Source organism: Campylobacter fetus subsp. fetus, from assembly GCF_900475935.1.
Lineage (GTDB): Bacteria > Campylobacterota > Campylobacteria > Campylobacterales > Campylobacteraceae > Campylobacter > Campylobacter fetus.
This window is the reverse complement of sequence record NZ_LS483431.1, coordinates 224,014-250,695: the sequence shown is the minus strand read 5'-3', so window position 1 is coordinate 250,695 and position 26,682 is coordinate 224,014. Positions and strand designations below refer to the sequence as shown.

The window sequence follows — 26,682 nt, the reverse complement described above, 5'->3', positions numbered from 1 at the left end:
CAAATTTAAATCCTTTCTAAACAAAATTCAACTTGTAGCTATTATAACTACTTTTATGAAAATAGTAAAATTTATATTTTAAGTTTTATTTTCTATTATAATGGTATTTAAGCAGTATATTATACTAATTTTATTAAATTTGATAAACGAAAGTAACACAAAAAATATGAAAATTCAGGAATAAGTGTTTATTTTTTACGCACTGTTGTATATTTTTGTATATTTTTATTATTTTTGCATGAAAAAAGAGTCTAAATTTATCTCAAGAATTTAGACTTAAATATTATTTGTAATATTTTTCAAGACTTTTTAGTATATATTTTGCCAATTCCAAACCCTTTGATCTGTGAGATATGGCTAGTTTTGTTTTAACGTCTAATTGTCCTATGGTTCCATCAAAACCATCGGGCATAAACATAAAATCATACCCAAAACCGTTATCGCCGCGCTCTTCGTCTATAACTGTGCCGTACATAAATCCATGTGTGCTAAAATTCCCGAATTTAGAAGCTACGGCTATACAAGCAGTATAAAACGCTCCGCTTTTTTTAAGTCCGAGTTTATGAAGTTCACAGGTAAGTTTTTTTCTATTGCTAGCGTCAGTCGCATCTTTTCCGCTATATCTTGCAGAGTAAATTCCCGGCGCAAAACCGAGTGCTTCTACACTTATTCCGCTATCATCACTAAGAGCGATAAACTCATTTTCAAGCTTTAAGGCGCAAAGCTTCGCATAAACCGCTGTTGCTTTTATGAGAGCATTTTCTTTGAAACTAGACCCTGTTTCATCGATCTCGAACGGCTCACAAATCTCATTTAGAGCATAAATTTCATAACCGTCATAAAAGGCTTTTATCTCTTTTACTTTATCTTTATTATTTGTTGCTAAAACTATTTTCACGATTTTTCCTTGAATTTAAAAAAGTAATTCTACTAAGAACGGCTTAATCTAAAATTTGGTTACAAATTTAAAGATACGACCGTAAAATAACTTTAAACCTATAGAAACCAAAACCAAAACAAACACCCAAAAAACTGCCCACCAAAACTGTGCTGTTCCTACATTAGAAGCATTTACTCCTAAATTTAAAAATACGATACTGCTCAAAACCTTACCAAAAAAGCTTCCTAAAAAAAATTTCCAAAACCTAAAAGCAAAAGCTCCGGCAAAATAATTTATAGCGTTATAAGGAATAATAGGTATAAGTCTAAGTAAAAATATAGTAAAAAACTCATCTTTTATATAAGCTGTTTTAAATTTATAAATATCAAAGAATTTAGCTAAAAAATCCTTACCTAAAAATCTTCCTAGAAAATACATTATAACCGAGTTTATACTGACTCCTATCATAGTCAAAATCAAACCTTCAGCAATTCCGAAAAACGCTCCGCCCACAAGAGCTAATATAGCTGCCGGAAACATAAAAATAGGTAAAATAATCCAAGATAGTATATAAATAACTGCGCTAAATTTAGAATGACTTTCTATATAATTTTTTAATATTTCAAAACTCAAGTTGTCAAATATTAAAAAACAAGCGACTATCAAAAAGATAAAAATAATAAATTTAAAAATGCTGTTTTTCATAGCTTCCAATCGTATGTAAAATATATACAAAAACAAATTTGAAAAATTCTAACTAAATTTAGTTAATACTTTAAGTCTAAATTTGATAAAATCTAAAGTTAAGTTAAATTTTTGGGCTAAAATTATGAAACTATTTTCAAAATATACCGGTTTAGTTTATTTAAAATATTTTATTATTATTTTTATGGCTTTGGAGCTATTTTATATAGGTATTGATACATTAACAAATTTAAAAGATTTTCCAAAAAGTGCGAATTTGCAGCTTATTTATCTAAGCCTTACTGCACTAACTGCGGTAAATTACGTACTTCCGATAAGTTTAGTTTTTGCTCTTATAGTTTCAAAAATAAATATGATAAGAAGCAACGAACTAGTTAGTTTCTACTCTCTTGGAATAAGCAAAAATACTCTTATACTTAGTCCGTTTATAATATCTCTTATCATAACCTGTTTATATATATATTTATCTAGTACTTCATTTGCATATGCTAGAGACTATCAAAAAAGCTTGATAAATTTTCAAGGATTTAATAAATCTTCAAATAGTATATTTTTAAAATACAAAAACAAATTTATCTACATAGACGAGTTGTATCCTGCTATCGGAGAAGCAAATAAAATAAAAATATTTGAAACTCAAGACGGCGATATTATAGGTCAAATTACCGCAAAAAAAGCTAAATTCGAAGACAACAGCTGGAAGCTTTTTGATGTTGATATAATAAGTCTGCCGCCACGTCTTGAACTAAACGCTACCGGATATATAGAAAATACCCAAAAAGAGCTTCTTATACTAAGTGGATTCAAACCAAGAACTATAGAAAATATATACCAAACAAATAGTAATTATTCTATCACAGATGCGATCGACTCTTTAAGAACTTTAAAAAACGAGGGAATTAATTTAAACAAGATAAAATCTACACTGTATTCACTCATATTTTTTCCTCTATTTGCTCCGCTTATGGTTCTTATCTTATACTACTATCTACCGATAACGGGAAGATTTTTTAACCTTGCTTTAGCAAGTTTTATCTATGTTATCGTCACACTGTGCATTTGGGGAGTGCTTTTTGTGCTTATTAGATTTAGTTTAAACGGAGTTATAATCCCAGAAATCGGAGTAATTTTGCCTATTATCATACTCGCTTCATTTGCAGGATTTAAATTTTACCAGCATCGTTAGATATTTTTTGTATTTAGAGCCTTTGTATCATATGAATATTCTGTTAATTTTGACACATCTATCTCACATTCGTTTTCTTTTAATTTTTCTTACAAATAATTAAATATAGTTAAATCTTAAATGTAAATCTATCTTCAAAATTCTTATACTTTATCGGAATTTTATTAAAATTTGGATAAAATATCAGGTATTTTACATTTTTGGAGATTTTTATGGATTACAGCTTGCTAGCTAAAAAATACGGAACACCTCTTTATGCCTATGATTTTGATTATATACAAAATCAATATAATAAATTAAAAAAAGAATTTAACGCAAGAAAATCACTTATATGCTACGCTCTAAAAGCAAACTCAAATTTAAGCTTACTAAAGCATATAGCAGATCTTGGAGCAGGATTTGACTGCGTAAGCATAGGAGAGGTAAAAAAAGCGATTTTAGCAGGTGCGCAAAATTATAAAATCATATATAGTGGCGTAGGAAAAAGCGATGAAGAGATAGAAGAAGCTTTAAATTTAGATATTTTAATGCTAAATTTAGAAAGCGAAGAAGAGATGAAGAGAGTCGAAAGTATCGCAAAAAAACTTAATAAAAAAGCCAGAATTTCAGTACGAGTAAATCCCAATGTAGATCCAAAAACTCATCCATACATATCAACTGGGCTTAGTAAAAATAAATTTGGAGTCGGGATAGAAAAAGCCCGTAAAATGTATCTTTACGCCCATAAAAGTGAATTTTTAGATCCGGTTGGAATACACTTTCACATAGGAAGTCAGCTAACAGATCTAAAACCTGTTATAGAAGCTGCAAATATAGTAAGCGACCTTTTAAGAGAACTTAAAGCTCTTGATATCGATATCAAATTTTTTGATGTAGGCGGAGGAATAGGAATAAGATATGAAAACGAAAAAGATCCTGATCTATACGGCTATGCTCAAGGAATTCTAGCAGCGCTTAAAGGTGAAGATATAACCATAATATGCGAACCGGGAAGATTTTTAGTCGGAAACGCCGGAGTTTTTATAACAAAAGTTTTATATGAAAAGATAAATGATACTCACAGCGATGATAAAAAAAGATTTATCATAGTAGATGGAGCTATGAATGATCTATTGCGCCCTAGTTTATATGAAGCTCATCATGAAATTATCGCTTTAAATAGCGGAAAAAAAGAGCTTTGCGACGTGGTGGGTCCGATATGCGAAAGCGGCGACTTTTTAGGTAAAAACGTAAATTTACCAAAGCAGTCAAGCGGAGATATTTTGGTAGTAAAATCAGCCGGCGCATATGGATTTTGTATGTCTAGCAACTATAATTCGAGATTAAGAACTGCTGAAGTCGCCGTTTGTGGCGGTAAAGATAGACTTATTCGTCAAAGAGAGAGTTTTGAAGATTTAGTTAAAAACGAGAAAGAGTTTATATAATGTATTTTATAGATGTGCAAGGAACGCTTATAAGCGACACGGATAAAAGCCCTATTAATGGAGCTTGTGAGCTCATAGAGTTTTTAAATTCAAAAAATATTCCGTATGTTGTCATAACAAACAATACAAAAGCAAAAAGCTTGGATTTTTTAGCAAATTTGCGTAAAATCGGACTGCAAATCAAAGACGGGGCTTACCTTGATCCGTTTTGCGTTTTAGAAGAGATACTTCCGCCTTGTAATTGCGCTATGTTTGGCGCTACTCAGTTTGTAGATACCATGAAAAATCTTGGGTATAAAGAGGATTTTAAAGAGCCAAAAGCGGTTCTTATCGCTAGTTGGGATGATTTTAAATTTAGTGATTTTGCAAGTATAAACGAGCTTGTTTTAAACGGGGCAAAGCTCATCGCTATGCATGAAACTAGCATATACAAAAAAAACGGAAGGCTTTATCCTGGAGTCGGCGCCATATCCGCTATGATAAATTATGCAACAGGAATTAGCCATGAAGCTGTCGGAAAGCCTAGTAAAGCATTTTATAATGAGGCTTTAAGGCTCTTAAATTTGCAAAGCAGTAAAGTCGAATTTAAAGATATAACTATAATAAGCGACGATGCAAAAGGCGACTTAAAAGGAGCTAAAGAGATTGGTATGAAAACATCGCTTGTGCTTAGCGGAAAAGTTAGCGACCAAAATAAAAGCGGCGTAAAAAAAGACATTTTAGATAGCGTTTATAAAGATATAAGCGAAGTTTTAAAGGCGATAAATGCAAAGTATTGATGAGCTAAGAACTAAAATTGATGATATAGATGATCAAATTTTATCTTTACTAAATAATAGAATGAGATATGTTCAAAAAATAGGCGAGCTAAAACAGAGCAGTAAAACTGCCATATATCGCCCTGAACGCGAGCGGGCGATTCTTTCTCGCCTTGAATCCACTAAAGACAATAAGCTTAGTAAAGAAGCTATAGAGGCCATTTATCTTGAAATTTTTGCCGTAAGCAGAAATCTAGAAATGCCGCAAAAAGTAGCGTTTTTAGGTCCTATCGGCACTTATACTCATCAAGCCGCCGAAAGTAGATTTGGCGCTATGAGCAGCTATACGGCGCTTTCAAGCATAGAAGCCGTATTTAGAGAACTTGATAATAAAGAAGCGAAATACGGAGTCGTGCCTATAGAAAACAACACAGAAGGCGCTGTTGGAATCACTCTTGATTGTCTTAGAAAATATGAAAATGTAAAAATTGTAGCCGAAATTTATATGGATATTCATCATAGCTTTGTTAGCATGAGCGAAAACTTAAAAGATATCAAAAAAATATATTCTCACCCTCAAGGCTACAATCAATGTCGTAGATTTTTAGATGATCACAATCTAAATGAAGTTACTTTTATACCGACAAAATCTACCGCAGAAGCTGCATTTCTAGCATCAAAAGAAAAAGACTCAGCAGCCATCTGTTCAAAGATAGCCGCGCATATAAATAACGTTCCTATAGTATTTGATACGATAGAAGATAATCTTGCAAACAGAACTAGATTTTTTGTATTAAGCGACTTTAAAAACGGTAAAAGTGAACATAATAAAACGAGTATTTTGGCTAAAACAGCGCACAGACCAGGCGGATTAGTTGAACTATTATCTATGTTTAAAAACGAAGGTATAAATTTAACCAAACTTGAAAGTCGTCCTATAAAACAAAAAGATTTTCAAACTGTATTTTATATAGATTTTGAAGGCCACATTGATGAGGAAAATATAAAAAAAGTGCTAGAATTAGCTGCGAAAAACGGTCATGATATAACATGGCTTGGAAGTTATATCAATCAAGAAGGATAAAAATGAAATTTAATAGCCATATAGAAAATTTACCTATTTATGAAGCCGGAAAACCTATAGAGCTAGTTATTCGTGAATTTGGAATAGATCAAAACGATATTATAAAATTAGCTAGCAATGAAAATCCGCTAGGAACTAGCAAAAAAGTTATAGAAAAGATAAAAAACGTAGCACAAAATAGTAGTTTATATCCAGATGATAGCTACTATGAGCTAAAAGACGGACTATCAAATTTATATAAAGTAGAGCCGAAAAATGTGATAATCGGTAGTGGAAGCGATCAGATAATTGAGTTTGCTCTTCATGCTAAGGCAAATGAAAAAAAGGGTATTTTAGTAAGCGGAGTAACGTTTGCGATGTATGAAATTTATGCTAAACATGTTGGAGCAAAAATTTACAAAACAAAGAGTAAAGAGCATAATTTAGCCGAGTTTAGAGAAATTTACCGTACAAATAAAAATGATATTTCGGTTATATTTTTGTGTCTTCCAAACAATCCTCTTGGGGAGTGTTTGGACGCCGATGAAGTTTTTTCTTTTATAAAAGACGTGAGCGAAGATACTTTGGTAGTTATAGACGGCGCTTATATGGAATTTGCTAAGTTCAAAAGTAGCAAAAAAGAGATAGACCCAAAAACGCTAATCCAGACTTTCTCAAATGCTCTTTATCTAGGAACATTTTCAAAAGCTTACGGACTTGGCGGAATGAGAGTTGGATATGGCATAGCAAATGAAGAAATTATAAAAGCTCTTCATAGATTGCGAGCACCGTTTAATATAACGACGCTTAGTCTTGCGGCAGCGATTGAGGCTTTAAAAGATAATGATTTTCTAAAAGAGACATTGGAAAATAATTTTAAAGAGATGAAAGTTTATGAGGAATTTGCAAAAGAAAACAGTATAGAATTTATAGAAAGCTACACAAATTTCATTACTTTTATATTTGATCAACATCAAAATGCTACTAAAATTTGTGACAACTTATTAAAACAAGGTATAATATTAAGAAATTTAAAAAGTTACTCAATGAATGCGATCAGGATAACAATAGGAAAAAATGAACAAAACAGACGCGTTTTAGATATGCTAAAAAAGGAAATTTAATAAAATATGGATTACAAGACTCTATTTCATCAAGTCGGTCAGCTATATCAAAATCTTACGCTAAAACAGAAGATTGTAGCAGCTAGCAGTGTTGTTATAGTGGTTGGATTTTTAGTATTTTTAAGCCTATATAAAAGCAGCAGCTCTGGATCTGAGTATGACGGATACAGCATACTATTTAGAAATTTAAATCCCGCCGACTCAGCTCAAATAATAGCTCAACTAGAAAAAGATGGAGTAACTTATAAATTAGCAAATGAAGGCACTATATTAGTTCCTACTAAAAGCGTTTATAAAGAGAGAATAGCAGTAGCAAGCCTTGGGATAATGAAAGACGGTAAAAACGGTTTTGAGATATTTGATAAACAAGATTTCGGCGCTACTGATAATGAGCAAAGAGTTAAGTTTCAAAGAGCCATTCAAGGAGAACTTTCAAAGACGATAGAAGGTCTTGAACCCATAGAAAAAGCTACTGTTTATATCGCATTTCCTAAAGATAGCGTATTTACGGAAAGACAAGTACCGCCGACTGCTTCAGTAGTAGTAAAGATAAAAGACGGTGAAAAACTAAATAGAAAACAGATAGACGGTATAAAAAGGATAGTAGCTGGATCAGTTACAAATTTAAAAGCCGAAGATGTGAAAATAGTCACTCAAGACGGAGTAGCAGTAGGGGATGACGAAATAGCTTTAGAAAGTGAATTAGTAGCTTCACAAATAAAATATAAAAAAGAATTTGAAAATACATATGAGCAAAAAATTATTGATATGATAGGAAAATTCACAGGCGGAAGAGATAAAGTAACTGCAAAAGTCAGCATAGAGTTTGACTTTTCCGTAAAAGATAGTCAAAGTGAAATTTATGATCCAAACTCCGTAATAAGAAGCGAACAAAATATAGAAGAAAAAAGAGAGGGAAAACAGCCAAAAGAAGTTGGTGGAGTTCCAGGAGCAGTTAGCAATATAGGGCCAGTAGAAGGCTTAGATCAAAATAAACCAGATGAGTTATACACAAAAAACGTAGCTAATACAAACTATGAAATATCTAAAAAAATTATCAAAGTCAAAGATCAATATGCAACAATAAAAAGAGTGACCGCAGCTGTTGTCGTAGATGGAAAGTATGAAAGAGAGAAGAAAGAAGACGGTAGTTTAAGCGATACAATAGCTTATGTGCCTCTAAGCGAAGATGAGATAAATAAGATAAAATCTCTAGTTGAACAAACTATCGGTTACAACTCGACAAGAGGAGATGAAGTCACAGTTAGCAATTTTGAATTTAAAAAAGCCGGAAATTTAAATGCAAATACGACAAAAATAGGAATATTTTATGACTCATACCTAAAACCTCTAACTCCGATAATTAAATATCTTATAGTGCTGCTTATACTATTTGTATTTTATAAAAAAGTCATTACTCCATTCTTGCAAAAAATGGTCGAAAATGCTAAAGATGAAGACTTTGAGCCGCAAAAAGAAGAGAGTAATATAGAAGAAGAAGCCGAAGATACTTTGGAAAAATTCAAAGCCGCAAGAAAAAGAGTTGAAGATGAGCTTGGTATCGGAGAGGATTTCAACGAAGATGAATTAAAATATGAGGTATTGCTAGAAAAAATGAAACTTATAGTATCTGAAAGAAGCGAAGAAATATCAACTCTTCTTCAAGGAATGATAAAAAATGACTCAGACTTCAACTCGCGTAAGGAGTTTTGATGACAAAGCTAAATGAACAGCAAAAAATGATATATGATGATCTTAGCATGCCAGAAAAAGTAGCCATACTTCTTATACAATTAGGAGAAGATGCCACCACTCTTGTATTTTCACATATGGATATAGATGTTATAACTGAAATTTCAAGATACATAGCAAGTGCAAAAACTATAGATAAAACAGTTGCGGCGGCGGTATTGGAAGAATTTTACGCACTTATGCAGTCAAATCAATATATGAAAAGCGGCGGTATTGAGTATGCTAAAGAGATATTATTTAGAACATTTGGACCAGAAATTGCTCAAAAAATCATGGATAAACTACAAAAATCCATGGAAACTACAAAATCTTTTGGTTATCTTAGCCAAGTAAGACCTCAGCAACTAGCAGATTTTATAGTAAAAGAACATCCACAAACAATAGCATTGATAGTAGCTCATATGGATGCAACTAGCGCTGCTGAAACTCTTGTGTATTTTCCAGATGATTTAAGAAGCGAAGTTATCATACGTATGGCAAATTTAGGCGACATAAGCCCATCTGTCGTAAAACGCGTATCAACCGTATTAGAAAGCAAACTTGAAAGTCTTACTAGCTACAAAGTTGAAGTCGGAGGTCCAAGAGCAGTCGCCGAAGTGCTCAACCGTCTTGGTCAAAAAGCTAGCAAATCCACTATCGGTATCATTGAACAAAGCGATCCTAGCTTAGCCGTAACCATAAAAGAAATGATGTTTACTTTTGAAGATATTAATACTCTTGATAATAATGCTATAAGAGAGATATTAAAAGTAGTAGATAAAAAAGATCTTATGGTTGGATTAAAAGGTAGCGGCGAAGAGCTAAAACAGAAATTCTTAGCAAATATGAGTCAACGCGCAAGTGAAGCATTCGTAGAAGAGATGCAATTCTTAGGAGCCGTACGCGTAAAAGAGGTAGAAGAAGCACAAAGGCGCGTCGTAGAATTAGTCCAGAAACTAGCCGAAGAAGGAGTATTCCAAGTAGGCGAAAGTGATGAGATGATAGAATGAAACAAAGTAACGTCATAGATAACAAAAATGCAGAACATACTATAGAGCCTTATAGATTTAAGGTTTTAGGCGCATTTCCTACAAACGATGTAAAAGAGCAAGAAACGGTTTCAAATTTAGAAGAGCAAACCGAAACTCAGGCTCCAAAACAAGAAGTCGAGAAAGAGAGCCAAACTCATCAAGAAGAGCCTAAATTAGAGCCGAGTTTTATTGAAGAGCTATTAAAACGAACCGATGAATTAAGCGGCAATATAATAAAACTGCAAATGCAGATAGAAAATCAAGAAAATGAATTTAAAGTAAGATTAGAACAAGAAGTTGCAAGAACTAAAGACGAAGCTTTAAAAGAAGGTCATATGGCGGCAAAAACCGAATTTGAAGCCGAGTTAAACGAGATAGAAAAAAAGTATATGCATTCCATAGAAAAACTTGATGAAGAAAAATCAAAACTAGAAGCACTATACGCATCAAGTCAGCAAGAACTAGCAAGTACTGCTATAGAAATAGCAAAAGAAGTAGTCATAAAAGAGATAAAAGATAGTTCATCTGTAGTTGCTTCAAATATTGCTAAAAGCTTGATCAGCGAACTAAATGACGCAACTAGCATAGAGATAAAAACAAATCCAAAAGATTATGAGTTTTTAAAAGCAAATTTAAATTTAAACTCACATATAAAAATTACGAGTGATGATGCTATAAATGCTGGCGGAGTTATAGTTTTAAGCGAAGTTGGAAATATAGACGGAAGCGTGATGGCGAGATTTGCAAAAATCAAGAAAATTTTAAGCGAGTAAGATATGGATATAAAATCAAAAAGTTTAGAAGAATTAACTGATTTATGCGATACTCTTAGAGATAAAATACTAAAAACCGTAAGTTCAAACGGCGGACATCTCAGCTCAAATATGGGGGCAGTAGAGCTGAGCGTAGCCATGCATTATGTATTTGACGTATCAAAAGATCCTTTTATTTTTGACGTAAGCCATCAAAGTTATGCACACAAACTATTAACCGATAGATGGAATCGATTTGATTCGCTTAGGCAATTTAATGGAATAAGCGGGTACACAAAACCTAGCGAGAGTAAATTTGATTATTTTGTAGCTGGACACAGCTCAACTTCTATAAGTCTTGTAGTAGGAGCTTGCAAAGCTATAAAATTAAAAGGCGAAAATAGACTTCCAGTTGCCGTAATAGGCGATGGGGCTATGAGTGCTGGAATGGCTTATGAAGCATTAAACGAGCTAGGAGACAGAAAATATCCATGCGTGATAATACTAAATGACAATGAGATGAGCATATCAAAACCCATAGGGGCTCTTAGTAAATATCTGTCTCAGATGATGGCAGGACAGTTTTATCAGAAATTTAAAGCCAGAGTAAATCAATTTCTAAGCTACGTTCCAGATTCAGCCGCGTATATGGCAAAACGTTTTGAAGAGGGATTTAGGCTCATAACTCCCGGAATGTTTTTTGAAGAGTTAGGACTTGAGTATATAGGACCGGTTGACGGGCATGACCTAAAAGAATTAATCTCTACTTTTACAACCGCTAAATTGATGAATAAACCAGTTATTGTTCATATCCAAACCATAAAAGGTAAAGGATATGAGCTAGCAGAAGGTCCAAAAGAGAAGTGGCACGGAGTAAGCCCTTTTAATCTAAAAAACGGTCAAAGCGTAAATCAAGCAAATCAAAAAAGTGCTACTAATATCTTTAGTGAATTACTTTTAAATTTAGCCAAAAAGTATGAAAATGTAGTAGGCGTAACGGCGGCTATGCCTAGTGGAACCGGTTTAAATAAGATAATAGAAGTTTTTCCCGATAGATTTTGGGATGTTGCGATCGCCGAACAACACGCCGTAACATCTATGGCGGCTATGGCAAAAGAAGGATTTAAGCCTTATATAGCTATTTATTCTACTTTTATGCAAAGAGCTTATGATCAAGTCATTCACGACTGCGCTATTATGAGGCTTCCGGTAGTATTTTGTATGGATAGAGCAGGAATCGTTGGTGAAGACGGTGAAACGCATCAAGGTGCATTTGATATAAGTTTTTTAAATGCAATTCCAAATTTAAATTTAGTTGCTCCACGCGATGAAGAGAGTTTTAAAAATATAATGGAATTTTCATACGCTTTTGATTCTCCTCTTGCTATTCGTTATCCGCGCGGAAACTTTATCTTAAATAATGAGTATAAATCGCAAAAAACAGCTCTTGCAAAAGGTGAAATTTTAGAAAATGGAGACGGCGGTGTAGCTTTTATCGGATATGGAAACGGAGTTGGAAAAGCAGTACAAACTGCTAAAAAGTTAAATTTCAAACCTACGATAGTAGATTTAGTCTTTGCAAAACCACTTGATAAAGAGCTTTTACTTCAGATCGCAAAAACTCATAATAAGTGGTATGTATTCAGCGATAGTGCCAAAAGAGGAGGCATAGGAGAAATATTGGCTGGATTTTTACAAGAAAATTTATTAACAAATATTTTAATAAAAAGTTTTGAATACGAAGATACATTCATAAAACATGGAAAAACTAGTGTTGTCGAGGATTATTTATCTATTAGCGCTGAAAAAATCTCTAATACGTTTTAAAAGATAAAAAATATTAATTGATATAAAGATATTTTAATCTTTTTTTAGATACAATAGCAAAAATAATTCAGAGGAAATTAGTATGGATTACATGGAGCTATTAAAACAGGCTAATCTAAAAGCCACACCACAAAGACTCTGTGTGCTAAAAATATTAGACAAGCACACCCACCCCACAATAGAAGAACTCTATGCTGAGATTAAGAGGGATTATCCATCTATATCATTAGCTACAGTCTATAAAAATTTAAATACATTAATAGACGAAAAGCTAGTTGTAGAGGTTAATACTCCAAATCAAAAAGCCAAATATGATATTTATGAACATCCTCATATTCATGTAGTATGTTCTGTTTGCGGTCATGTAGAAGATGTAAATTGCGATGATGCTAAAATGGTTGAGTATCAAGAACATCTAGAAAAAAAGATAGGAAATTTGATAGATAGACTAAATATAGTAGCAACAACAAACGGCTGCAAAAAGTGCTCTAATTGTTAAGTCCGGATTAATCCGGACTTATTTTAGCACATTTTTTTTGAAAAATATTAGAGTTATGCACAGAGATACGATGCCTATGATAAACATAGGTAAAATATATTTCAATGAATCTATAAAACTAATATCTTTTAAAAAAACTGCCTTTGTAAATACCACATAGTAAGTAAGCGGTAGTAAATTGCTAATTGGCGCAAGCCAGTCAGGCATATTTTCTACCGGCGTTACAAATCCAGAAAGCATAAATGACGGAAGTAAAAACACAAATGATCCAAGTATCGCTTGTTGCTGCGTTTTACAAAGCGCAGATATAAATAATCCTATACCGCATACAGAAAATATAAAAATAGTCGAACCAAGATACAAAAGCCACAAAGAACCTATAATAGGAACTTTAAAGAAAAATCGTATTATAAATATAACAATAGTTGATAATAATAAACTAAGTATAAGTGCCGGTAGCAACTTTCCTATTAAAATTTCAAAAGGCTTTAGCGGAGAAACGATAATTTGATCAAAAGTCCCTATTTCGCGCTCTCTTGATATACTAAGAGATGTAAGCACTATCGCCATTACCATAACTATTGATCCGTATAAATTTGGAACTATCCACCAAAAATTTTCTAAATTCGGATTATAGAAGTTTCTAACTGAAATTTGTATATCGCTTAAATTCGATATCATAGTCTGTTCGATGTATCCATTTACTATTTGAGCTGAGTTTGAATGTCTGCCATCTAAAACTAGACCTAAACTTTCTCCTCTTATAACAAAATCTTTAGGGATCATTAAAAACGCAAAAACCTCTTGGCCCGTAAGCAACTCTTTTGCTTCATTAAGACTTTTGACCATTACGATATTTTTTACAAATTTAGCACTTTCAAGCTTTTGAATTATCTCTCTGCTCTGTTTTGAACTATCTAAATTTAAAACAGCTAAATTTAAATTTCTTACTTCCAAAGTAACAGAAAATGCAAAAATCAAAATCTGCATAAGAGGCGGCACCATCACAACAATCATGCTTTTTTTATCATTTTTTATCGCCAAAATTTCTTTTTTGATAAGAGCCAATAGTCTCAATCCAAACTCCTTTTTGACTTTTTAAGTACCAAAATACCTACTACAAATCCTATAATGAGCATGTAAATAGCATCTAAAATAAAAACATTGTATAAATTTCCAACTAAAAATATATTTCCTAACGAATTTACAAAATAAGTCGCAGGGACAAAATATGAAAGATACTGGATAAATGTAGGCATATTGCTTATCTCAAACACAAATCCCGAAAGTAAAAATGCGGGCAAAAAGCCTACAATAATCGAAATTTGAGCTGCTACAAACTGATTTTTAGCTATAGTTGAGATAAAAAGTCCGATTAAAAGGGCCGGAAAAAGATAGATAAAACTTAACAAAAACAGTATAAAAATACTCCCTCTAAATGGAATTTCATACCAGAAGTACGCCACAAAAAAACAGATTACGGCTGAGAGCATAGCAAATACGAAATAAGGAATCAGCTTACCTATAATTATCTCTAAATTTGAAACCGGCGTACTCATCAAAGACTCCATAGTTCCTCTCTCCCACTCTTTAGCGATAACAAGAGATGTGAGCAAAGTACCTATTAAAGTCATTATAACTGCGATTGAACCGGGTATCAAAAAATATCTACTGGATAATTTTTCATTAAACCAGTATCTAGACTCTAACAAAACGCGTTTTGAAGTTAAATTTTCTGCCCAAATATAAATTATACTAGATCCGTATTGACGTATCAAATTTGCAGTATTTGGCTCGCTGCCATCCGTGATAATTTGAAATTTAAGGCTATTTTTATCATCATCAATAACTAGAAATCCGCTTATTTTATTTAATTTCATATCATTTATAAGCTCATTTTTATCGGTAGTTATTTTTGTGATAAAAAATTTTGATGCAGCAAACTTCGATATTATCTCTTTTGAATCCTTTGAACTACTGTAATTTACTATACCAAAAGATATATTTTTAGCATCCAAAGATACCGCGTATCCCATCAAAAACAATAAAATAATAGGCAAAATAATAGCTATCAAAGCAGTACTTGGATCTCTCATAGCTTGCAAGCTCTCTTTAATGACGATAGCAAAAATCCTTTTAAAGCTCATTTGCACCCTTTATAAGCTTTATAAACGCATCTTTTACAGATATCGCGCCGACTCTTTGCTTTAGCTCATCGGGAGCTCCCACCGCTATCATCTTTCCTTTATCGATAATCATTACTCTATCACAAAGCTCGGCTTCATCCATAAGGTGAGTCGTAACCATAACGCTTATTCCTAAATTTGAAATAGCATCTATATGCCTCCAAAACTCCTTCCTAGTGATAGGATCTACTCCGCTTGTCGCTTCATCTAAAAATAATACAAGAGGAGAATGCATAAGGGCACACGATAAAGCAAGGCGCTGTTTTATACCAAGAGGCAGCTCAAAAACTTTATTTTGCAAATATCTATCAAAGCCGAAAATTTCTATCATAGAGGCTATTTTATCTCTTTTTTCTTTTCCCCTAAGCCCATAAAGTCCGGCAAAAAAGTCAAGATTGTCTTTTAAGCCTAGATTTCCGTATAATGAGAATTTTTGAGCCATATAGCCTATCTTATTTTTCATAACATCTATGCTATTTCCATAGATAAGAGACTCTCCTTCACTTCTAGATAAAAGTCCACAAATCATCTTAAACGTGGTCGATTTACCGGCTCCATTAGGACCTAAAAAGCCGAATATTTCACCCTTGCTAATCTCAAAACTAATGTTATCAGTAGCGGTAAATGAGCCAAATTTTTTTGTGAGACCTATAGCTTTTAGAGCAAAACAATCTTGCTTATCGACTCTGTTTAGTATAGCAGTTAGTTTTGAATGCGCTTTGGTTTTTATTTTTAGCATATCAACAAATGCATCTTCAAAACTAGGAGCTACATTTTCAAATTTAAAATCCGCAAAATCTTGAAACAAAGAGCAATCTTTCGTTTTCAAAACAACTCTTATTTTTGAGCCGACAAAATATGCATCTAAAACATTATCGTGCTCTAAAATATTAGTTAAAAATGATTTTTTATCGCCTCTTACTTCGACTAAAAATACTCTATTTTCTAATATATTATTTATACGTTTAGGATCGTCGTCAAATATAATTTTACCGTCATTTATGAGTAAAACTTTATCACACAAACCAGCTTCATCAAGGTAAGAAGTCGCCCACAATATACTTACGCCCGTTAAACTTTTTGCCATAGACCAAATCTCTTCTCTAGAAATAGGATCTACGCCGACTCCTGGCTCATCTAGTAAAAGGAGCTCCGGTTTTTTAAGCAAAGTTGCGCCAAAAGCCAACTTTTGCTTCATTCCTCCGGACAAACTTCCAGCTAATCTATCTTTAAATATTTTTAAATTTGTGAATTCCAAAATTTCATCTATGCGTTGCTTTGAATGCTGTACATCTTGAAGCTTTGCGTATAAATTTAAATTTTCTTCACAAGTAAGATCTTCATATAAGCCAAATATTTGAGGCATGTAGCCGATTTTATTTAAAAAATCTTTCTGGCTACAAGGCATTTTATAGCCTAAAACATTTAATTCGCCGCTACTTGGTGTGAGAAGTCCGGCGCAAAGCCTAAGAAGGGTTGTTTTTCCTGAACCATCTGGTCCTACTACGCCTGTGATTTTGCCTTTGATGGCATCGAAATTAATACTTTTTAAAGCCTCGGTAAAAGGCTTATCAAAATTTCTTGTAAGATTAGTTGCTTTGATCATTGAATTTGATATGCACTGGCATACCTTGCTTTAGTCGATCATCTTTATCTATCAACGTAACTTCAAATTTATAAACAAGATCTGATCTTAGCTCCGTAGTTTGAATGTTCTTAGGAGTAAATTCAGCCACAGATGAGATAAAATTTATATAGCCAAGATACGGCTCGCTTCTTGCATCGCTAAAAATTTTCATCTTTTGTTCGAGTTTTATCTTACCAAGATTTTTCTCATCTATATAAGCTCTTATGAAGTATTTATCATCTCTAGCGATCTCGACTACTGGCTCATTTGCGTTTGTTATAGCACCTATTTCTTTATATCTTTTTTGCAAAATTCCATCATACGGAGAGATTAAAACCGAATTTTTTATATCAAGCTCTATAGCTTCAAGATTAATATTTAAATATCTTACAAGCTCTCTTTGAGCTTCGATATCCTCTTTTTGATATCCGTTTTTAAGAAGTTCGTAATTAGCTTGAGCAAGATTTAAATTTGCTTTAGCAGCTTCAAAGCGTGTTTGAGCAGTCATAAACGCCTCTTCGGAAGTTGCTTTTGATAACATAAGTTTTTGTTGTCTATTAAATGAGTTTTGTGTCTCTTTTAAATTTGCAGCAGCAGCCTCAAGTCTGGCTTTACTCTGCTTTATCTCCTCTATCCTATAACCAGATTCTAGTTTTAAAAGATTTATATTTTCTATGTTTATCTTTGATTTTAAGCTATTTAGAGAGTTTTGAAGATATGAGTCATCAAGATATACCAAGGGTTCACCTTTTGAAACCTTAGCACCTTCGATTTTCGAGATATCTACTATTTCGCCTAAAAATCTAAAAGAGAGATCGACTGTTTTTGTATCAACATTTCCGTAAAAAATATCGTCCTTATCTTTTAGTATAAACTCTTTTTCATAGAATTTATAAAATAAAAATATCAAAACCAGAACAACACCGATAACTCCAAGCTTGTTCAAATAAACTCCATTTTAAAATAACAATTAATAATAGATAAATATTATACAATCCAGAAGTTTAAATGTATCTGAATAGAACTATTCAAATTTTAAGCTTATTTAGATATATTTATGCAACTATTTTTATCGTATGGTAGAGTTTTTTCATAATAAATACATTATATATTAAATTTAAACTAAATTTTAAACAAAATATAATATTGATTTGATAATATTTAAATAATAGAAATTTATAATCACTACGCAAAAAAATTAGTTAAATTTAAATAACAATGTTTAAAATATTTTTAAATTTAACCTAATGTTAGCGTAATTTAAAAATTTAAAAGAGGGAAAATGCAAACCATACAAATTCTCATACCCGTGTTTTTGATCGGTTCTATTATTTTAGGATACTTATACAAAACAAATATAGGTATATTTGCCATTCCGCTTGCATTTATAGCAGCATTTATCCATGGATTAGAAGTAAAGAATATAATAAATTTATGGGGATTAAATCTATTTTTCATACTTATATCAATGACGTTCTTTTACGGTTTTGCTATAAGTAACGGTACGCTAAATCTTTTGGCGTCAAAAGCCATTTACGTCTCAAGAAATCAACCTTGGGCTATTCCGATTGTTTTGTTTATAATCGTTGCAATGTTTGTCGGCATAGCAGGACATTACGCCGGATTTGCATTTATGTCGCCGTTAGTACTTTACATAGCAAATAAAATAAATATGAGTAAAATGTTAGCGGCTATCATTATATACTCCGGATCGTGCGCCAGCGGATTTAATCCGTTCACGATCGGGGGTCGATTCGTAAATAGCATAATACTAAATTTAGGATTTAACGACTCGGTAGCTAGCGATTTTACAGTATCGATATATAAAAATATGTTTTTTGTGCATACTTTGATCTTTATAGTTGGATATTTTGTGCTAAAAGGCTACACAGTACATGCAAACAAAATAGAAAAACCGGCAAAATTAAGCAAAATACATATCAAAACCATATCTTTAGTTGCTTTTATATTTGCTTTAGTTATGGCACCGTCTATCTGGTTGGCATTTGTTCCACATAGCGTATTTATGCAAAAAGCAAGCGATATTTTAAATCCGATTTTTCTTTGCTTTCTTGGAGTATGTCTTGCTATTATATTCAAAATCGGAGATGAAAAAGAAGCATTTAGAAATATACCTTGGGATATTGTTTTTATGATATGCGGGCTCGGTATGCTCATAGCTCTTGCCAAAGAAGCAGGAGCTATCGATAAACTTAGCATCTATATAAATAGCGTATCGACAGATGAACATACTATAGCTTATCTGCTTGGGATATCTTCAAGCACAATGAGTATATTTTCTAGTACGCTAGGCGTCGTGATACCCACTTTTTTTCCTATTATTCCGAATTTAAATATAGATATCGCCTTAGGACTTAGTATAGTCGTCTGCTTTGCTACATTTACTGGGTATTCTCCTTTTAGCACGGGAGGCGCACTTGTTCTAGCCGGGACAAAAGATCCAAAAGAGAGCAAAGAGCTATTTATAGGATTGTTAGTGTTACCTGCGATATTGGTTTTAGGTGGATTTGCTTTGCTTATCATCGGATTTTTTAACTAAATTTAAAATATATTGGTTCTAACCTGCTCAAAATATATTAAATATTTTTTGCAATATAAGTCAAATATCGCCTTATATTTTAATTTTAAGAAAAAAAATAGGTGAATATGTATAAAGCTAGTTTTTAGTAGATTTCAGGTAAAATATTCCCATTTTGTAGGCAAAGGATCTTGATTTGGTTTTAGAAATTGAGCGCAAATTTCTATTAAATAACGGCTTCATGCAAATAGCATTAATGCTCGAAGGAGTCGAATTTAAAAAAGTAAATATTCTACAATTTTATACAAAAATCGCTCCTAATTACGAAGTTAGATTTCGCAAAACTGCAAACGAATTTATAAAAACAATAAAAATAGGCAAAGGCCTCATAAGACAAGAAAATGAAACCGTAATTTCTGAAAAAGAGTTTCAAAAACAGCGCAAAAACAGCATCGCAAATCAAATTTCTAAATCAAGATATATATTTAAACTAAATAATTTTCCATGCAATATAGACATTTATAATGATTGCTTATCCGATCTGGCGATTTTTGAGATAGAATTTATGAAAAAATCAGACGCCGATGTATTTGTACTACCTGAATTTTTAAAAAATTATATAAACAAAGAGATAACATTTGATGAAAGATATAAAAATAAAAATCTTGCACTTTTTGGACTTCCTGATTTTAAATTTAATTACAAAAAAACAGTAAAGATGGTAGAAAAACTTAATCATATAAAACTATTTTTTGGGAAAAATATAAGCAGTTACGATGCTATCAGACTTGCTTTATTACAAAATTACAAGATGATTTTAGAGTACAAATTAAAATACCTACAAGGAAAAGATCAATCCACATTAACAAATTTAAGAGACGCTTTAAGAGTAAGTTATTCACTTATGGATATTTTTAAATTTGCATTTGATGAGAAGATAATATCTGTTTTTTTAGATACTTTTAGCCAAAAAATCAGAAAAACAACAGAATTAATAAGAGCAAATCTTTTGATTGATTACACGAATACTGCTGGTTTTGAGCTAATAAATAGTGAAAACTACAATAAACAAAGGCAAATTTTAGAAGATGAAACTATACTGCTTTTAAGCTCAGATACTTTCGAAAAAGAGCTAAAAGAGTGGAATATCGTGCTTAACGATGAAGATTATTTTTATGCCTCCAATAACTCTACACCGATAAAAACCGCGTCCGCTTATAGATTGAGATTAGAAATACTAAAAACCATAAAAAGTATAAAACGCAAAAAAAATTATAAACAAATATATAAACAATGCAGAGATTTAAGAGCGATTTTATGGTATTTCGGAGATATATTTGGAAATACTAATAAAATGATAAAAAATTTAGATAATCTGATAGAAAATTTAAGATTTTTGTCTCAATGCAGATTATTTGAAAATGCTAAATTCAAAGATAACGATAGTCTTGAATTTTTCAAAAAAAGTTTAAATTTAAAAATCCTAAAAACTATAAAAAAAGCAGACAAAAAATCACAAAAAATCACAAAAAAAATAGGCAAATTCTCAAAAAAACTAAAAGTATATTACACAAAGGAAATTTGAGTGGAAAAACAAGAAAAAATCATAGAAATGTTCAACCAAATAGCACCTACTTACGATAAAGCCAACCGTATTTTAAGCTTTGGAGTTGATACCAGCTGGAGAAAAAACGCTTGTTGCATCGTGCTTGATAAACTAAAAGCAAAAGAGATAAACATAGTAGATGTTGCATGTGGAACAGGCGATATGATGAACATTTGGGAGCAAATGGCAAATAAAAAAAATATTAAAATATCTTCTATGAGCGGAGTTGATCCAAGCGTTGGAATGCTTGAAGTGGCTAAAGAAAAATTTCCAAATTATAACTTCATAACCGCTCTTGCAAACGATACTTCTTTACCAAATAATTTTGCAGATATAATAAGCATCAGCTACGGCATAAGAAACGTAGTTAAAAGAGAAGAAGCGCTAAAAGAATTTAACAAAATCTTAAAACCGGGCGGTTATGTGACGATTTTAGAATTTACAAAAAGAGAGCAAGGTGGATTTATATCAAAAATAAGAGATTTTTATCTTAGTAAAATTTTACCGAAGATAGGAGGCTTTATAAGCAAAAATGAAGCAGCTTATACATATTTGCCTAGCAGCATTGAGAATTTCTTAGATAAAAATAGCTTTTGCGATGAACTTATAAAAGCCGGATTCGAGATAGAAGTTTGCAAAGGTTTTAGTTTTGATATAAGCACACTTTTTATAGCAAAAAAAGTCAAACAAATATGACCGTAAGTGAACTAAACGAACAAGCTAAAGCGCTTCTAGAAACTCATTTTAGCTTTGTGGAGGTTACTGGAGAGATTTCAAGACTTATTCGTCATAGCTCCGGACATTGGTACTTCTCATTAAAAGATGAAAAAAGCGTTATAAGCTCCGCTATGTATAAATTTAGCAATCAGCAGGTTAAATTTGAAGTAAAAGATGGAATGCAAGTAACGATCTATGGAAAATTAACGATTTATCCGCCGAGCGGAAGTTATCAGTTATTAGCAAATAAAATGCTTCCTGTTGGTATAGGAGAGCTTGAACTTGCATTTAATCAGCTTAAATCAAAGTTAGAAAACGAGGGACTTTTTGATATAAAATTTAAAAAACCTCTTCCTAAATTTCCAAAAAAAATAGCCATAGTCACAAGCCTAACATCAGCAGCCTATCAAGATATGTTAAAAGTCATAAACTCAAGATACAAACTTTGCGAGTTTATAGCATTTAACACTTTAGTTCAAGGTGAAATGGCAGCTGCAAACATCATACAAATGCTACAAAAAGCCGATAAAATGGGTTTTGACGCAATAGTTTTAGCCCGCGGAGGCGGTAGTAAAGAGGATCTTTGGTGCTTTAACGATGAAAATTTAGCAAGAGTGATTTTTACCCTAAAAACTCCTATAGTCTCGGCAGTAGGACATGAGATAGACTACTGTATAAGTGACTTTGTAAGTGATCACAGAAGCCTGACTCCGACTGCTGCTATGGTTGATTTGTTACCGGATGCCAACACGATTTTACAAAGCTTAGATATAGCTTTTGATAAATTTGAGAGTTTCATAGATGGCAAATTTCAAAACTCATTTAATATACTAAATTTAATAAATCAAAGCTTAAAAAATCAAGCAATAAGCCAAAAAATAGAAAAAGCAAATTTAACTTTAGAAAACAAAAAAGCAAATTTAGAAAATTTAATAACTTCAAAAATAAATAATTTAGCACATAAAATAAAGGAATTTGAGCTGGTATTTGATAGACAAGAACAGTTTTTCAAAGCCACTAAAAACATGGTTCAAATAGAAAAAAACGGCAAAATAATGCCACTCCATGAATTACAAATAGGTGATGAGATATCTATATATTCACAAATAACGAAGAAAAATGCGATAATAAAATCTTAGAAAGGCAAGATATGACAAGAGTTTTAAATTTCAGCGCCGGACCTAGCGCGATCCCCTTAAGCGTATTAGAACAAGCACAAAAAGAGTTTGTAAGTTACAAAGGGATGGGGTTTAGTATTATGGAAGTGAGTCATAGAGGTAAAGTATTTGACGCACTTCATAATAATGCAATAGAAAAAATCAAAGCATTTTATGGTTTAAACGATGATTACTCGGTACTTTTTTTACAAGGTGGAGCTACTTTGCAGTTTGCACAAGTTCCAATGAATATATATAACGGCGGAATTGCGCAATATGTAAATACGGGAATTTGGACAACAAAAGCCATAAAAGAGGCAAAAATACAAAATATAAATTATGAAGTTGTTGCCTCAAGCGAAGAGACCAAATTTGACCGTATCCCGGAAAATATACGTTTTTCAGACGACGCAGACTACGCATATATATGCTCAAATAACACTATTTACGGTACACAATACAAAGATCTACCAAATACAAAATGCCCTTTAGTAGTAGATAGTAGCAGTGATCTTTTAAGCCGCGAGATAGATTTTAGCGCAAAAAATATCGGTCTGTTTTACGGAGGAGCGCAAAAAAACGCGGGACCGGCAGGAGTTACGCTAATAATCATAAAAAAAGATCTTGCAAATAGAGTAAAACATAACGTTCCAACTCCGCTTCGATATACAACTCAGATAGAAGCAAACTCTTTAGCAAATACGCCTTGTACGTTTGGTATATATATGTTTGATTTAGTGCTTGACTGGATAAAAGATCAAGGCGGGTTAAGCGCTATAAATAAACTAAATGAGCAAAAAGCGGCTTTATTATACGATATCATCGACACTTCAAGCTTCTACAAAGCTCACGCAAAAACAGGTTCAAGATCTCTTATGAACGTAAGCTTCACTACTCCTAGCGCAGAACTTGATGCTAAGTTTGTGAGCGAAGCAGAAAAAAACTCTATGATAGGACTAAAAGGGCATAGGCTTCTTGGCGGAATTAGAGCATCTATATATAACGCGGTTTGCTTAAAAGATGTTCAAACATTAGTAAATTTTATGAAAGAGTTTGAAAGAGTAAATGGGTAAATTTGGTTGAATAACTCATAAATTTACCTAGAAAAATATCCATTTCTTACTAAATAAATATCTAAATTTATATATTAAATTTAGATATTTTATAAATCATAAGCTCAAAAAGTCAATTTGATACAAATTTTACTTTTTATTTTTCTCTATTTCTGCAAGACTTGCTGATACTTCTGCTATCTGAGAGATAAGACCGCTTGCCTTTTGAGAAAGTTCTTTGAGTATATTTTGTGCATATTCATTACTATTATTTTGATACTGAGCTATCTGTTTTTGAATTGTTTCTAACTGTTTTTGAAGTTGTTCTAAGCGTTTTTCAAGCATCTTTTTTACGGCTTCAATGCTACTGCTTGCACCAGAAGAAGTATCGATTTCTTCTGCTTGCTTAACTGACTGAGCAGAGGATTTGTCAGAAGATTTTGCTTGAATGCTGTTTGGTGATTTTAAGTTATTTAAATTTTGTATTGATATCTTGCTTGTTTGAGAGGTATTCATACTATTTAACTCACTAATCATAATATCTCCTTATAAAATATTAGATTATATATCGTCAAAATTGGTATTTAGTAAAATTGTATTAAAAAATGAATTTAAAAAAGCAAGCCTGAAAAAGGCTTGCAAAATAGTAGTAATATATTATAGCTTATCGCCGTTTTCGCCAAGATAAGAAGCAACACCATCGGTAGAAGGCTTCATACCTTTATCGCCTTTGCTCCAACCTGCAGGGCAAACTTCGCCATGCTCATTCGTAAATAGCATTGTATCTACCATTCTTACCATCTCATCGATGTTTCTTCCAAGTGGAAGGTCATTTATAACGGCGTGTCTTACCGTTCCGTCTTTATCTAATAAGAAACTTCCTCTTAGAGCAACTGCCTCATCAAATAACACGTCAAAACCTTTTGCCCACTCTTTTTTAAGGTCGGCAACTAATGGAAATTGAACTCTTCCGATACCGCCGCATTTTACGTCAGTTTCTCTCCATGCAAAGTGGCAATACTCATTGTCGCAGCTTACGCCGATAACTTCAATGCCTCTTTCTTTAAACTCTTTATATCTGTGATCAAATGCTATAATCTCACTTGGGCAAACAAAAGTAAAATCTTTTGGATAGAAAAATACTACCGCACCCTTTGATCCTATGTTTTTGTAAAGTTCGAAATTTTCATCTATTTGACCATTGCCTAAAACCGCTACGCCTTTTAAAGCAGGCGCTTTATTTGTAACTAACATAACCTAGTTCTCCTTAGTAATTTTTATTTTTAGCGAAATTATATCCCTGCTATATTAATTAATTTTAAATAATGATAAATAATGTTATTTTAAAATTTAAAAATGATTAAGCTGTAATTTATTGTAATTTTAATTTAATTTAAATTTACTTGCAGTGTATTATCTACTGTTTTAAAGAAAAATTTGGCTAAAGTTGGTTATAATCGACCAATTTTTAAAAGCTAAGGAAAAAAATGTTTGGTGATTTTTTTTCAAAAATAAGAAGAAAACAATCAGATCCGAGCGAAGCACCAAGTCACTGGATCAAATGTAATAGCTGTAACTCTTTAATGTATTATAAAGAAGTAGAAGCATGTTTTAATGTATGCCCTAAATGTGGTTATCATATGCGTTTAAGCGCGAACAAAAGAGTAGAGTTGATAGCCGATCGAGATAGTTTTGTTGAGTTTGACTCTGAACTTAGACCAGTAGATCCACTTAAATTTGTAGATAAAAAATCCTATAAAAAAAGAATATCTGAAAGCGAAGAAAAAAGCGGTAAAACGAGTTCTGTTATATCTGGTGAAGCTTGTATAGACTCTATACCGGTGCAGCTTGTCGTATTTGATTTTAGTTTTATGGGCGGAAGTCTTAGCTCTGTCGAGGGCGAAAAAATCACTCGCGCAGTAAAACGAGCCATAGAAAAAAGACAAGCTCTTATAATAGTAAGCGCGAGCGGCGGAGCTAGAATGCAAGAAAGTACGTTTAGTCTTATGCAAATGAGCAAAACAAGTGCAGCTTTGAAACTTTTAAGCGATAATAAATTGCCTTATATTTCAGTTTTAACAGATCCTACTATGGGTGGAGTTTCAGCCTCATTTGCATGGCTTGGAGACTTGATCATCGCTGAACCAGGTGCACTTATAGGATTTGCCGGTCAACGAGTTATAGAACAAACTATAAAAGCTAGTCTCCCAGAAGGATTTCAAAGAGCCGAATTTTTACTAGAGCATGGACTTATAGATGCTATAATTCCTAGAAGTGAGCATAAGAAATATCTAGCCGATATGGTTAGGTTTTTTATGAAAGAAGATGCAAATTTACAAAAGCCGGATTTTGAGCCTAAGGCTGTGTGATGCAGATCCTAGTCCATTGTATACAAAAAAAAGATGATGATTTTGATAACATAAAAGAGTATATCAAGATGTCATCTAAATGGGCTGATATAAAAGATATAAATAAATTTAACTCTCAAATAGCAAAAGCCCAAAGTGCGTCAAAAGAGCAAGCTCACAAAGCTTACGACTTAGCTTATGAGCATTGCCTTAATGGGTATTGCATTGGGCTTGATGAAAAAGGCTATCACCTAGATAGTGTAGAATTTGCCGATTTATTGAAAAATAGCTCTCAAATTTCATTTTTCATAGGCGGAGCTTATGGACTTAGTCCTCAGTTCAAAACAAAGATGAACAGATTAATCAGCCTATCAAAGATGACTTTAGCGCATAAAATAGCAAAACTAATGCTTTTTGAGCAAATTTTTCGAGGACTTTGCATCAACGCAAATCATCCATATCATAAATAA

Annotated in this window: 25 protein-coding genes; 17 read left to right on the top strand and 8 right to left on the bottom strand. The window is 32.5% G+C overall.

Features of this window, described 5'->3' with window-relative positions:
- Positions 1–283: 283 nt before the first annotated feature.
- Together DQN38_RS01375 and DQN38_RS01370 are read right to left on the bottom strand one after the other, a co-directional pair.
- The gene (locus DQN38_RS01375) at positions 284–898 is read right to left on the bottom strand and encodes a non-canonical purine NTP pyrophosphatase (RefSeq protein ID WP_065844060.1); all 615 of its coding nucleotides are present in this window, start codon (positions 896–898) and stop codon (positions 284–286) included.
- Positions 899–946: 48 nt separating this feature from the next.
- Positions 947–1,585 carry a TVP38/TMEM64 family protein gene (locus DQN38_RS01370; protein ID WP_167497328.1) on the bottom strand — a complete coding sequence of 213 codons (639 nt, stop codon included), beginning with the start codon at positions 1,583–1,585 and terminating at the stop codon, positions 947–949.
- A 124-nt stretch (positions 1,586–1,709) separates the two neighbouring features.
- On the opposite strand from DQN38_RS01370, the gene DQN38_RS01365 reads away from it, so the two are divergent.
- The 10 genes from DQN38_RS01365 to perR all read left to right on the top strand — a co-directional run bounded on the left by DQN38_RS01365 (position 1,710) and on the right by perR (position 12,980).
- Positions 1,710–2,771 carry an LptF/LptG family permease gene (locus DQN38_RS01365; protein ID WP_111738255.1) on the top strand — a complete coding sequence of 354 codons (1,062 nt, stop codon included), beginning with the start codon at positions 1,710–1,712 and terminating at the stop codon, positions 2,769–2,771.
- 212 nt (positions 2,772–2,983) lie between these two features.
- Positions 2,984–4,195, top strand: a complete 1,212-nt coding sequence (gene lysA, locus DQN38_RS01360; protein ID WP_011731761.1) for a diaminopimelate decarboxylase — start codon at positions 2,984–2,986, stop codon at positions 4,193–4,195.
- Positions 4,195–4,974, top strand: coding sequence for an HAD-IIA family hydrolase (locus DQN38_RS01355; RefSeq protein ID WP_011731760.1), 780 nt, complete (start codon positions 4,195–4,197; stop codon positions 4,972–4,974). The genes lysA and DQN38_RS01355 overlap by 1 nt, the downstream gene beginning before the upstream one ends.
- A complete protein-coding gene (gene pheA / locus DQN38_RS01350) occupies positions 4,961–6,037 on the top strand; it encodes a prephenate dehydratase (protein ID WP_002848356.1) in 1,077 nt (358 codons plus the stop codon). Before DQN38_RS01355 ends, pheA begins: the two co-directional genes overlap by 14 nt.
- Before the next feature lie 2 nt (positions 6,038–6,039).
- Positions 6,040–7,140 carry a histidinol-phosphate transaminase gene (gene hisC, locus DQN38_RS01345; protein WP_011731759.1) on the top strand — a complete coding sequence of 367 codons (1,101 nt, stop codon included), beginning with the start codon at positions 6,040–6,042 and terminating at the stop codon, positions 7,138–7,140.
- A gap of 6 nt (positions 7,141–7,146) precedes the next feature.
- Positions 7,147–8,853 (top strand): flagellar basal-body MS-ring/collar protein FliF, encoded by a 1,707-nt coding sequence (gene fliF, locus DQN38_RS01340; protein ID WP_011731758.1) that lies wholly within the window; start codon positions 7,147–7,149, stop codon positions 8,851–8,853.
- Positions 8,853–9,881: a flagellar motor switch protein FliG gene (fliG, locus tag DQN38_RS01335; protein ID WP_002848349.1), complete on the top strand. Its 1,029-nt coding sequence runs from the start codon at positions 8,853–8,855 to the stop codon at positions 9,879–9,881. Before fliF ends, fliG begins: the two co-directional genes overlap by 1 nt.
- Positions 9,878–10,675: a flagellar assembly protein FliH gene (gene fliH, locus DQN38_RS01330; protein ID WP_002848347.1), complete on the top strand. Its 798-nt coding sequence runs from the start codon at positions 9,878–9,880 to the stop codon at positions 10,673–10,675. The genes fliG and fliH overlap by 4 nt, the downstream gene beginning before the upstream one ends.
- Before the next feature lie 3 nt (positions 10,676–10,678).
- Positions 10,679–12,481, top strand: a complete 1,803-nt coding sequence (gene dxs / locus DQN38_RS01325) for a 1-deoxy-D-xylulose-5-phosphate synthase (protein WP_038452755.1) — start codon at positions 10,679–10,681, stop codon at positions 12,479–12,481.
- Positions 12,482–12,563: 82 nt separating this feature from the next.
- Positions 12,564–12,980 (top strand): peroxide-responsive transcriptional repressor PerR, encoded by a 417-nt coding sequence (gene perR / locus DQN38_RS01320; RefSeq protein WP_002848342.1) that lies wholly within the window; start codon positions 12,564–12,566, stop codon positions 12,978–12,980.
- A gap of 18 nt (positions 12,981–12,998) precedes the next feature.
- Here perR and DQN38_RS01315 read toward each other — a convergent pair whose 3' ends face one another.
- Genes DQN38_RS01315 through DQN38_RS01300 form a run of 4 tightly spaced genes read right to left on the bottom strand, consistent with a single transcriptional unit; the run spans position 12,999 to position 17,739 of the window.
- A complete protein-coding gene (locus DQN38_RS01315; protein ID WP_011731755.1) occupies positions 12,999–14,057 on the bottom strand; it encodes an ABC transporter permease in 1,059 nt (352 codons plus the stop codon).
- Positions 14,054–15,127, bottom strand: a complete 1,074-nt coding sequence (locus DQN38_RS01310; RefSeq protein WP_065843713.1) for an ABC transporter permease — start codon at positions 15,125–15,127, stop codon at positions 14,054–14,056. The genes DQN38_RS01315 and DQN38_RS01310 overlap by 4 nt, the downstream gene beginning before the upstream one ends.
- A complete protein-coding gene (locus tag DQN38_RS01305) occupies positions 15,117–16,772 on the bottom strand; it encodes an ATP-binding cassette domain-containing protein (protein ID WP_057040829.1) in 1,656 nt (551 codons plus the stop codon). The genes DQN38_RS01310 and DQN38_RS01305 overlap by 11 nt, the downstream gene beginning before the upstream one ends.
- A complete protein-coding gene (locus DQN38_RS01300; protein WP_111738140.1) occupies positions 16,756–17,739 on the bottom strand; it encodes an HlyD family secretion protein in 984 nt (327 codons plus the stop codon). The genes DQN38_RS01305 and DQN38_RS01300 overlap by 17 nt, the downstream gene beginning before the upstream one ends.
- Positions 17,740–18,075: 336 nt before the next feature.
- Between DQN38_RS01300 and DQN38_RS01295 the strand changes: the two genes are divergently transcribed.
- From DQN38_RS01295 to serC, 5 genes are all read left to right on the top strand, one after another.
- On the top strand, positions 18,076–19,353 hold the full coding sequence (locus tag DQN38_RS01295) for an SLC13 family permease (protein ID WP_042960447.1): 1,278 nt from the start codon (positions 18,076–18,078) through the stop codon (positions 19,351–19,353).
- Between the two features lie 220 nt (positions 19,354–19,573).
- The gene (locus DQN38_RS01290) at positions 19,574–20,917 is read left to right on the top strand and encodes a CYTH domain-containing protein (RefSeq protein ID WP_167544644.1); all 1,344 of its coding nucleotides are present in this window, start codon (positions 19,574–19,576) and stop codon (positions 20,915–20,917) included.
- Positions 20,918–21,634, top strand: a complete 717-nt coding sequence (gene ubiE, locus DQN38_RS01285) for a bifunctional demethylmenaquinone methyltransferase/2-methoxy-6-polyprenyl-1,4-benzoquinol methylase UbiE (RefSeq protein WP_111738139.1) — start codon at positions 20,918–20,920, stop codon at positions 21,632–21,634. It begins immediately after the preceding gene.
- Positions 21,631–22,794 (top strand): exodeoxyribonuclease VII large subunit, encoded by a 1,164-nt coding sequence (gene xseA, locus DQN38_RS01280; RefSeq protein ID WP_011731750.1) that lies wholly within the window; start codon positions 21,631–21,633, stop codon positions 22,792–22,794. Before ubiE ends, xseA begins: the two co-directional genes overlap by 4 nt.
- Before the next feature lie 11 nt (positions 22,795–22,805).
- Entirely contained in the window at positions 22,806–23,885 is a 1,080-nt protein-coding gene (serC, locus tag DQN38_RS01275; RefSeq protein ID WP_065843712.1) for a 3-phosphoserine/phosphohydroxythreonine transaminase, read from the top strand.
- A gap of 129 nt (positions 23,886–24,014) precedes the next feature.
- Here the strand turns inward: serC and DQN38_RS01270 are convergent, their stop codons facing one another.
- Positions 24,015–24,401, bottom strand: coding sequence for a hypothetical protein (locus DQN38_RS01270; protein ID WP_042960120.1), 387 nt, complete (start codon positions 24,399–24,401; stop codon positions 24,015–24,017).
- Positions 24,402–24,521: 120 nt separating this feature from the next.
- Entirely contained in the window at positions 24,522–25,118 is a 597-nt protein-coding gene (locus DQN38_RS01265) for a peroxiredoxin (RefSeq protein WP_002848312.1), read from the bottom strand.
- A gap of 233 nt (positions 25,119–25,351) precedes the next feature.
- On the opposite strand from DQN38_RS01265, the gene accD reads away from it, so the two are divergent.
- Together accD and DQN38_RS01255 are read left to right on the top strand one after the other, a co-directional pair.
- Positions 25,352–26,233 (top strand): acetyl-CoA carboxylase, carboxyltransferase subunit beta, encoded by an 882-nt coding sequence (gene accD, locus DQN38_RS01260; RefSeq protein ID WP_002848311.1) that lies wholly within the window; start codon positions 25,352–25,354, stop codon positions 26,231–26,233.
- Positions 26,233–26,682 carry a 23S rRNA (pseudouridine(1915)-N(3))-methyltransferase RlmH gene (locus tag DQN38_RS01255; protein ID WP_011731749.1) on the top strand — a complete coding sequence of 150 codons (450 nt, stop codon included), beginning with the start codon at positions 26,233–26,235 and terminating at the stop codon, positions 26,680–26,682. Before accD ends, DQN38_RS01255 begins: the two co-directional genes overlap by 1 nt.

Coding starts and splice junctions, on each gene's coding strand:
- perR (WP_002848342.1), top strand. CDS start 12,564: ATGGATTACATGGAGCTATTAAAACAGGCTAATCTAAAAGCCACACCA.
- DQN38_RS01305 (WP_057040829.1), bottom strand. CDS start 16,772: ATGATCAAAGCAACTAATCTTACAAGAAATTTTGATAAGCCTTTTACC.
- fliF (WP_011731758.1), top strand. CDS start 7,147: ATGGATTACAAGACTCTATTTCATCAAGTCGGTCAGCTATATCAAAAT.
- fliH (WP_002848347.1), top strand. CDS start 9,878: ATGAAACAAAGTAACGTCATAGATAACAAAAATGCAGAACATACTATA.
- serC (WP_065843712.1), top strand. CDS start 22,806: ATGACAAGAGTTTTAAATTTCAGCGCCGGACCTAGCGCGATCCCCTTA.
- fliG (WP_002848349.1), top strand. CDS start 8,853: ATGACAAAGCTAAATGAACAGCAAAAAATGATATATGATGATCTTAGC.
- lysA (WP_011731761.1), top strand. CDS start 2,984: ATGGATTACAGCTTGCTAGCTAAAAAATACGGAACACCTCTTTATGCC.
- hisC (WP_011731759.1), top strand. CDS start 6,040: ATGAAATTTAATAGCCATATAGAAAATTTACCTATTTATGAAGCCGGA.
- DQN38_RS01355 (WP_011731760.1), top strand. CDS start 4,195: ATGTATTTTATAGATGTGCAAGGAACGCTTATAAGCGACACGGATAAA.
- DQN38_RS01255 (WP_011731749.1), top strand. CDS start 26,233: ATGCAGATCCTAGTCCATTGTATACAAAAAAAAGATGATGATTTTGAT.
- pheA (WP_002848356.1), top strand. CDS start 4,961: ATGCAAAGTATTGATGAGCTAAGAACTAAAATTGATGATATAGATGAT.
- DQN38_RS01290 (WP_167544644.1), top strand. CDS start 19,574: ATGCAAATAGCATTAATGCTCGAAGGAGTCGAATTTAAAAAAGTAAAT.
- DQN38_RS01265 (WP_002848312.1), bottom strand. CDS start 25,118: ATGTTAGTTACAAATAAAGCGCCTGCTTTAAAAGGCGTAGCGGTTTTA.
- dxs (WP_038452755.1), top strand. CDS start 10,679: ATGGATATAAAATCAAAAAGTTTAGAAGAATTAACTGATTTATGCGAT.
- accD (WP_002848311.1), top strand. CDS start 25,352: ATGTTTGGTGATTTTTTTTCAAAAATAAGAAGAAAACAATCAGATCCG.
- DQN38_RS01295 (WP_042960447.1), top strand. CDS start 18,076: ATGCAAACCATACAAATTCTCATACCCGTGTTTTTGATCGGTTCTATT.
- DQN38_RS01310 (WP_065843713.1), bottom strand. CDS start 15,127: ATGAGCTTTAAAAGGATTTTTGCTATCGTCATTAAAGAGAGCTTGCAA.
- DQN38_RS01365 (WP_111738255.1), top strand. CDS start 1,710: ATGAAACTATTTTCAAAATATACCGGTTTAGTTTATTTAAAATATTTT.
- DQN38_RS01370 (WP_167497328.1), bottom strand. CDS start 1,585: ATGAAAAACAGCATTTTTAAATTTATTATTTTTATCTTTTTGATAGTC.
- DQN38_RS01270 (WP_042960120.1), bottom strand. CDS start 24,401: ATGATTAGTGAGTTAAATAGTATGAATACCTCTCAAACAAGCAAGATA.
- xseA (WP_011731750.1), top strand. CDS start 21,631: ATGACCGTAAGTGAACTAAACGAACAAGCTAAAGCGCTTCTAGAAACT.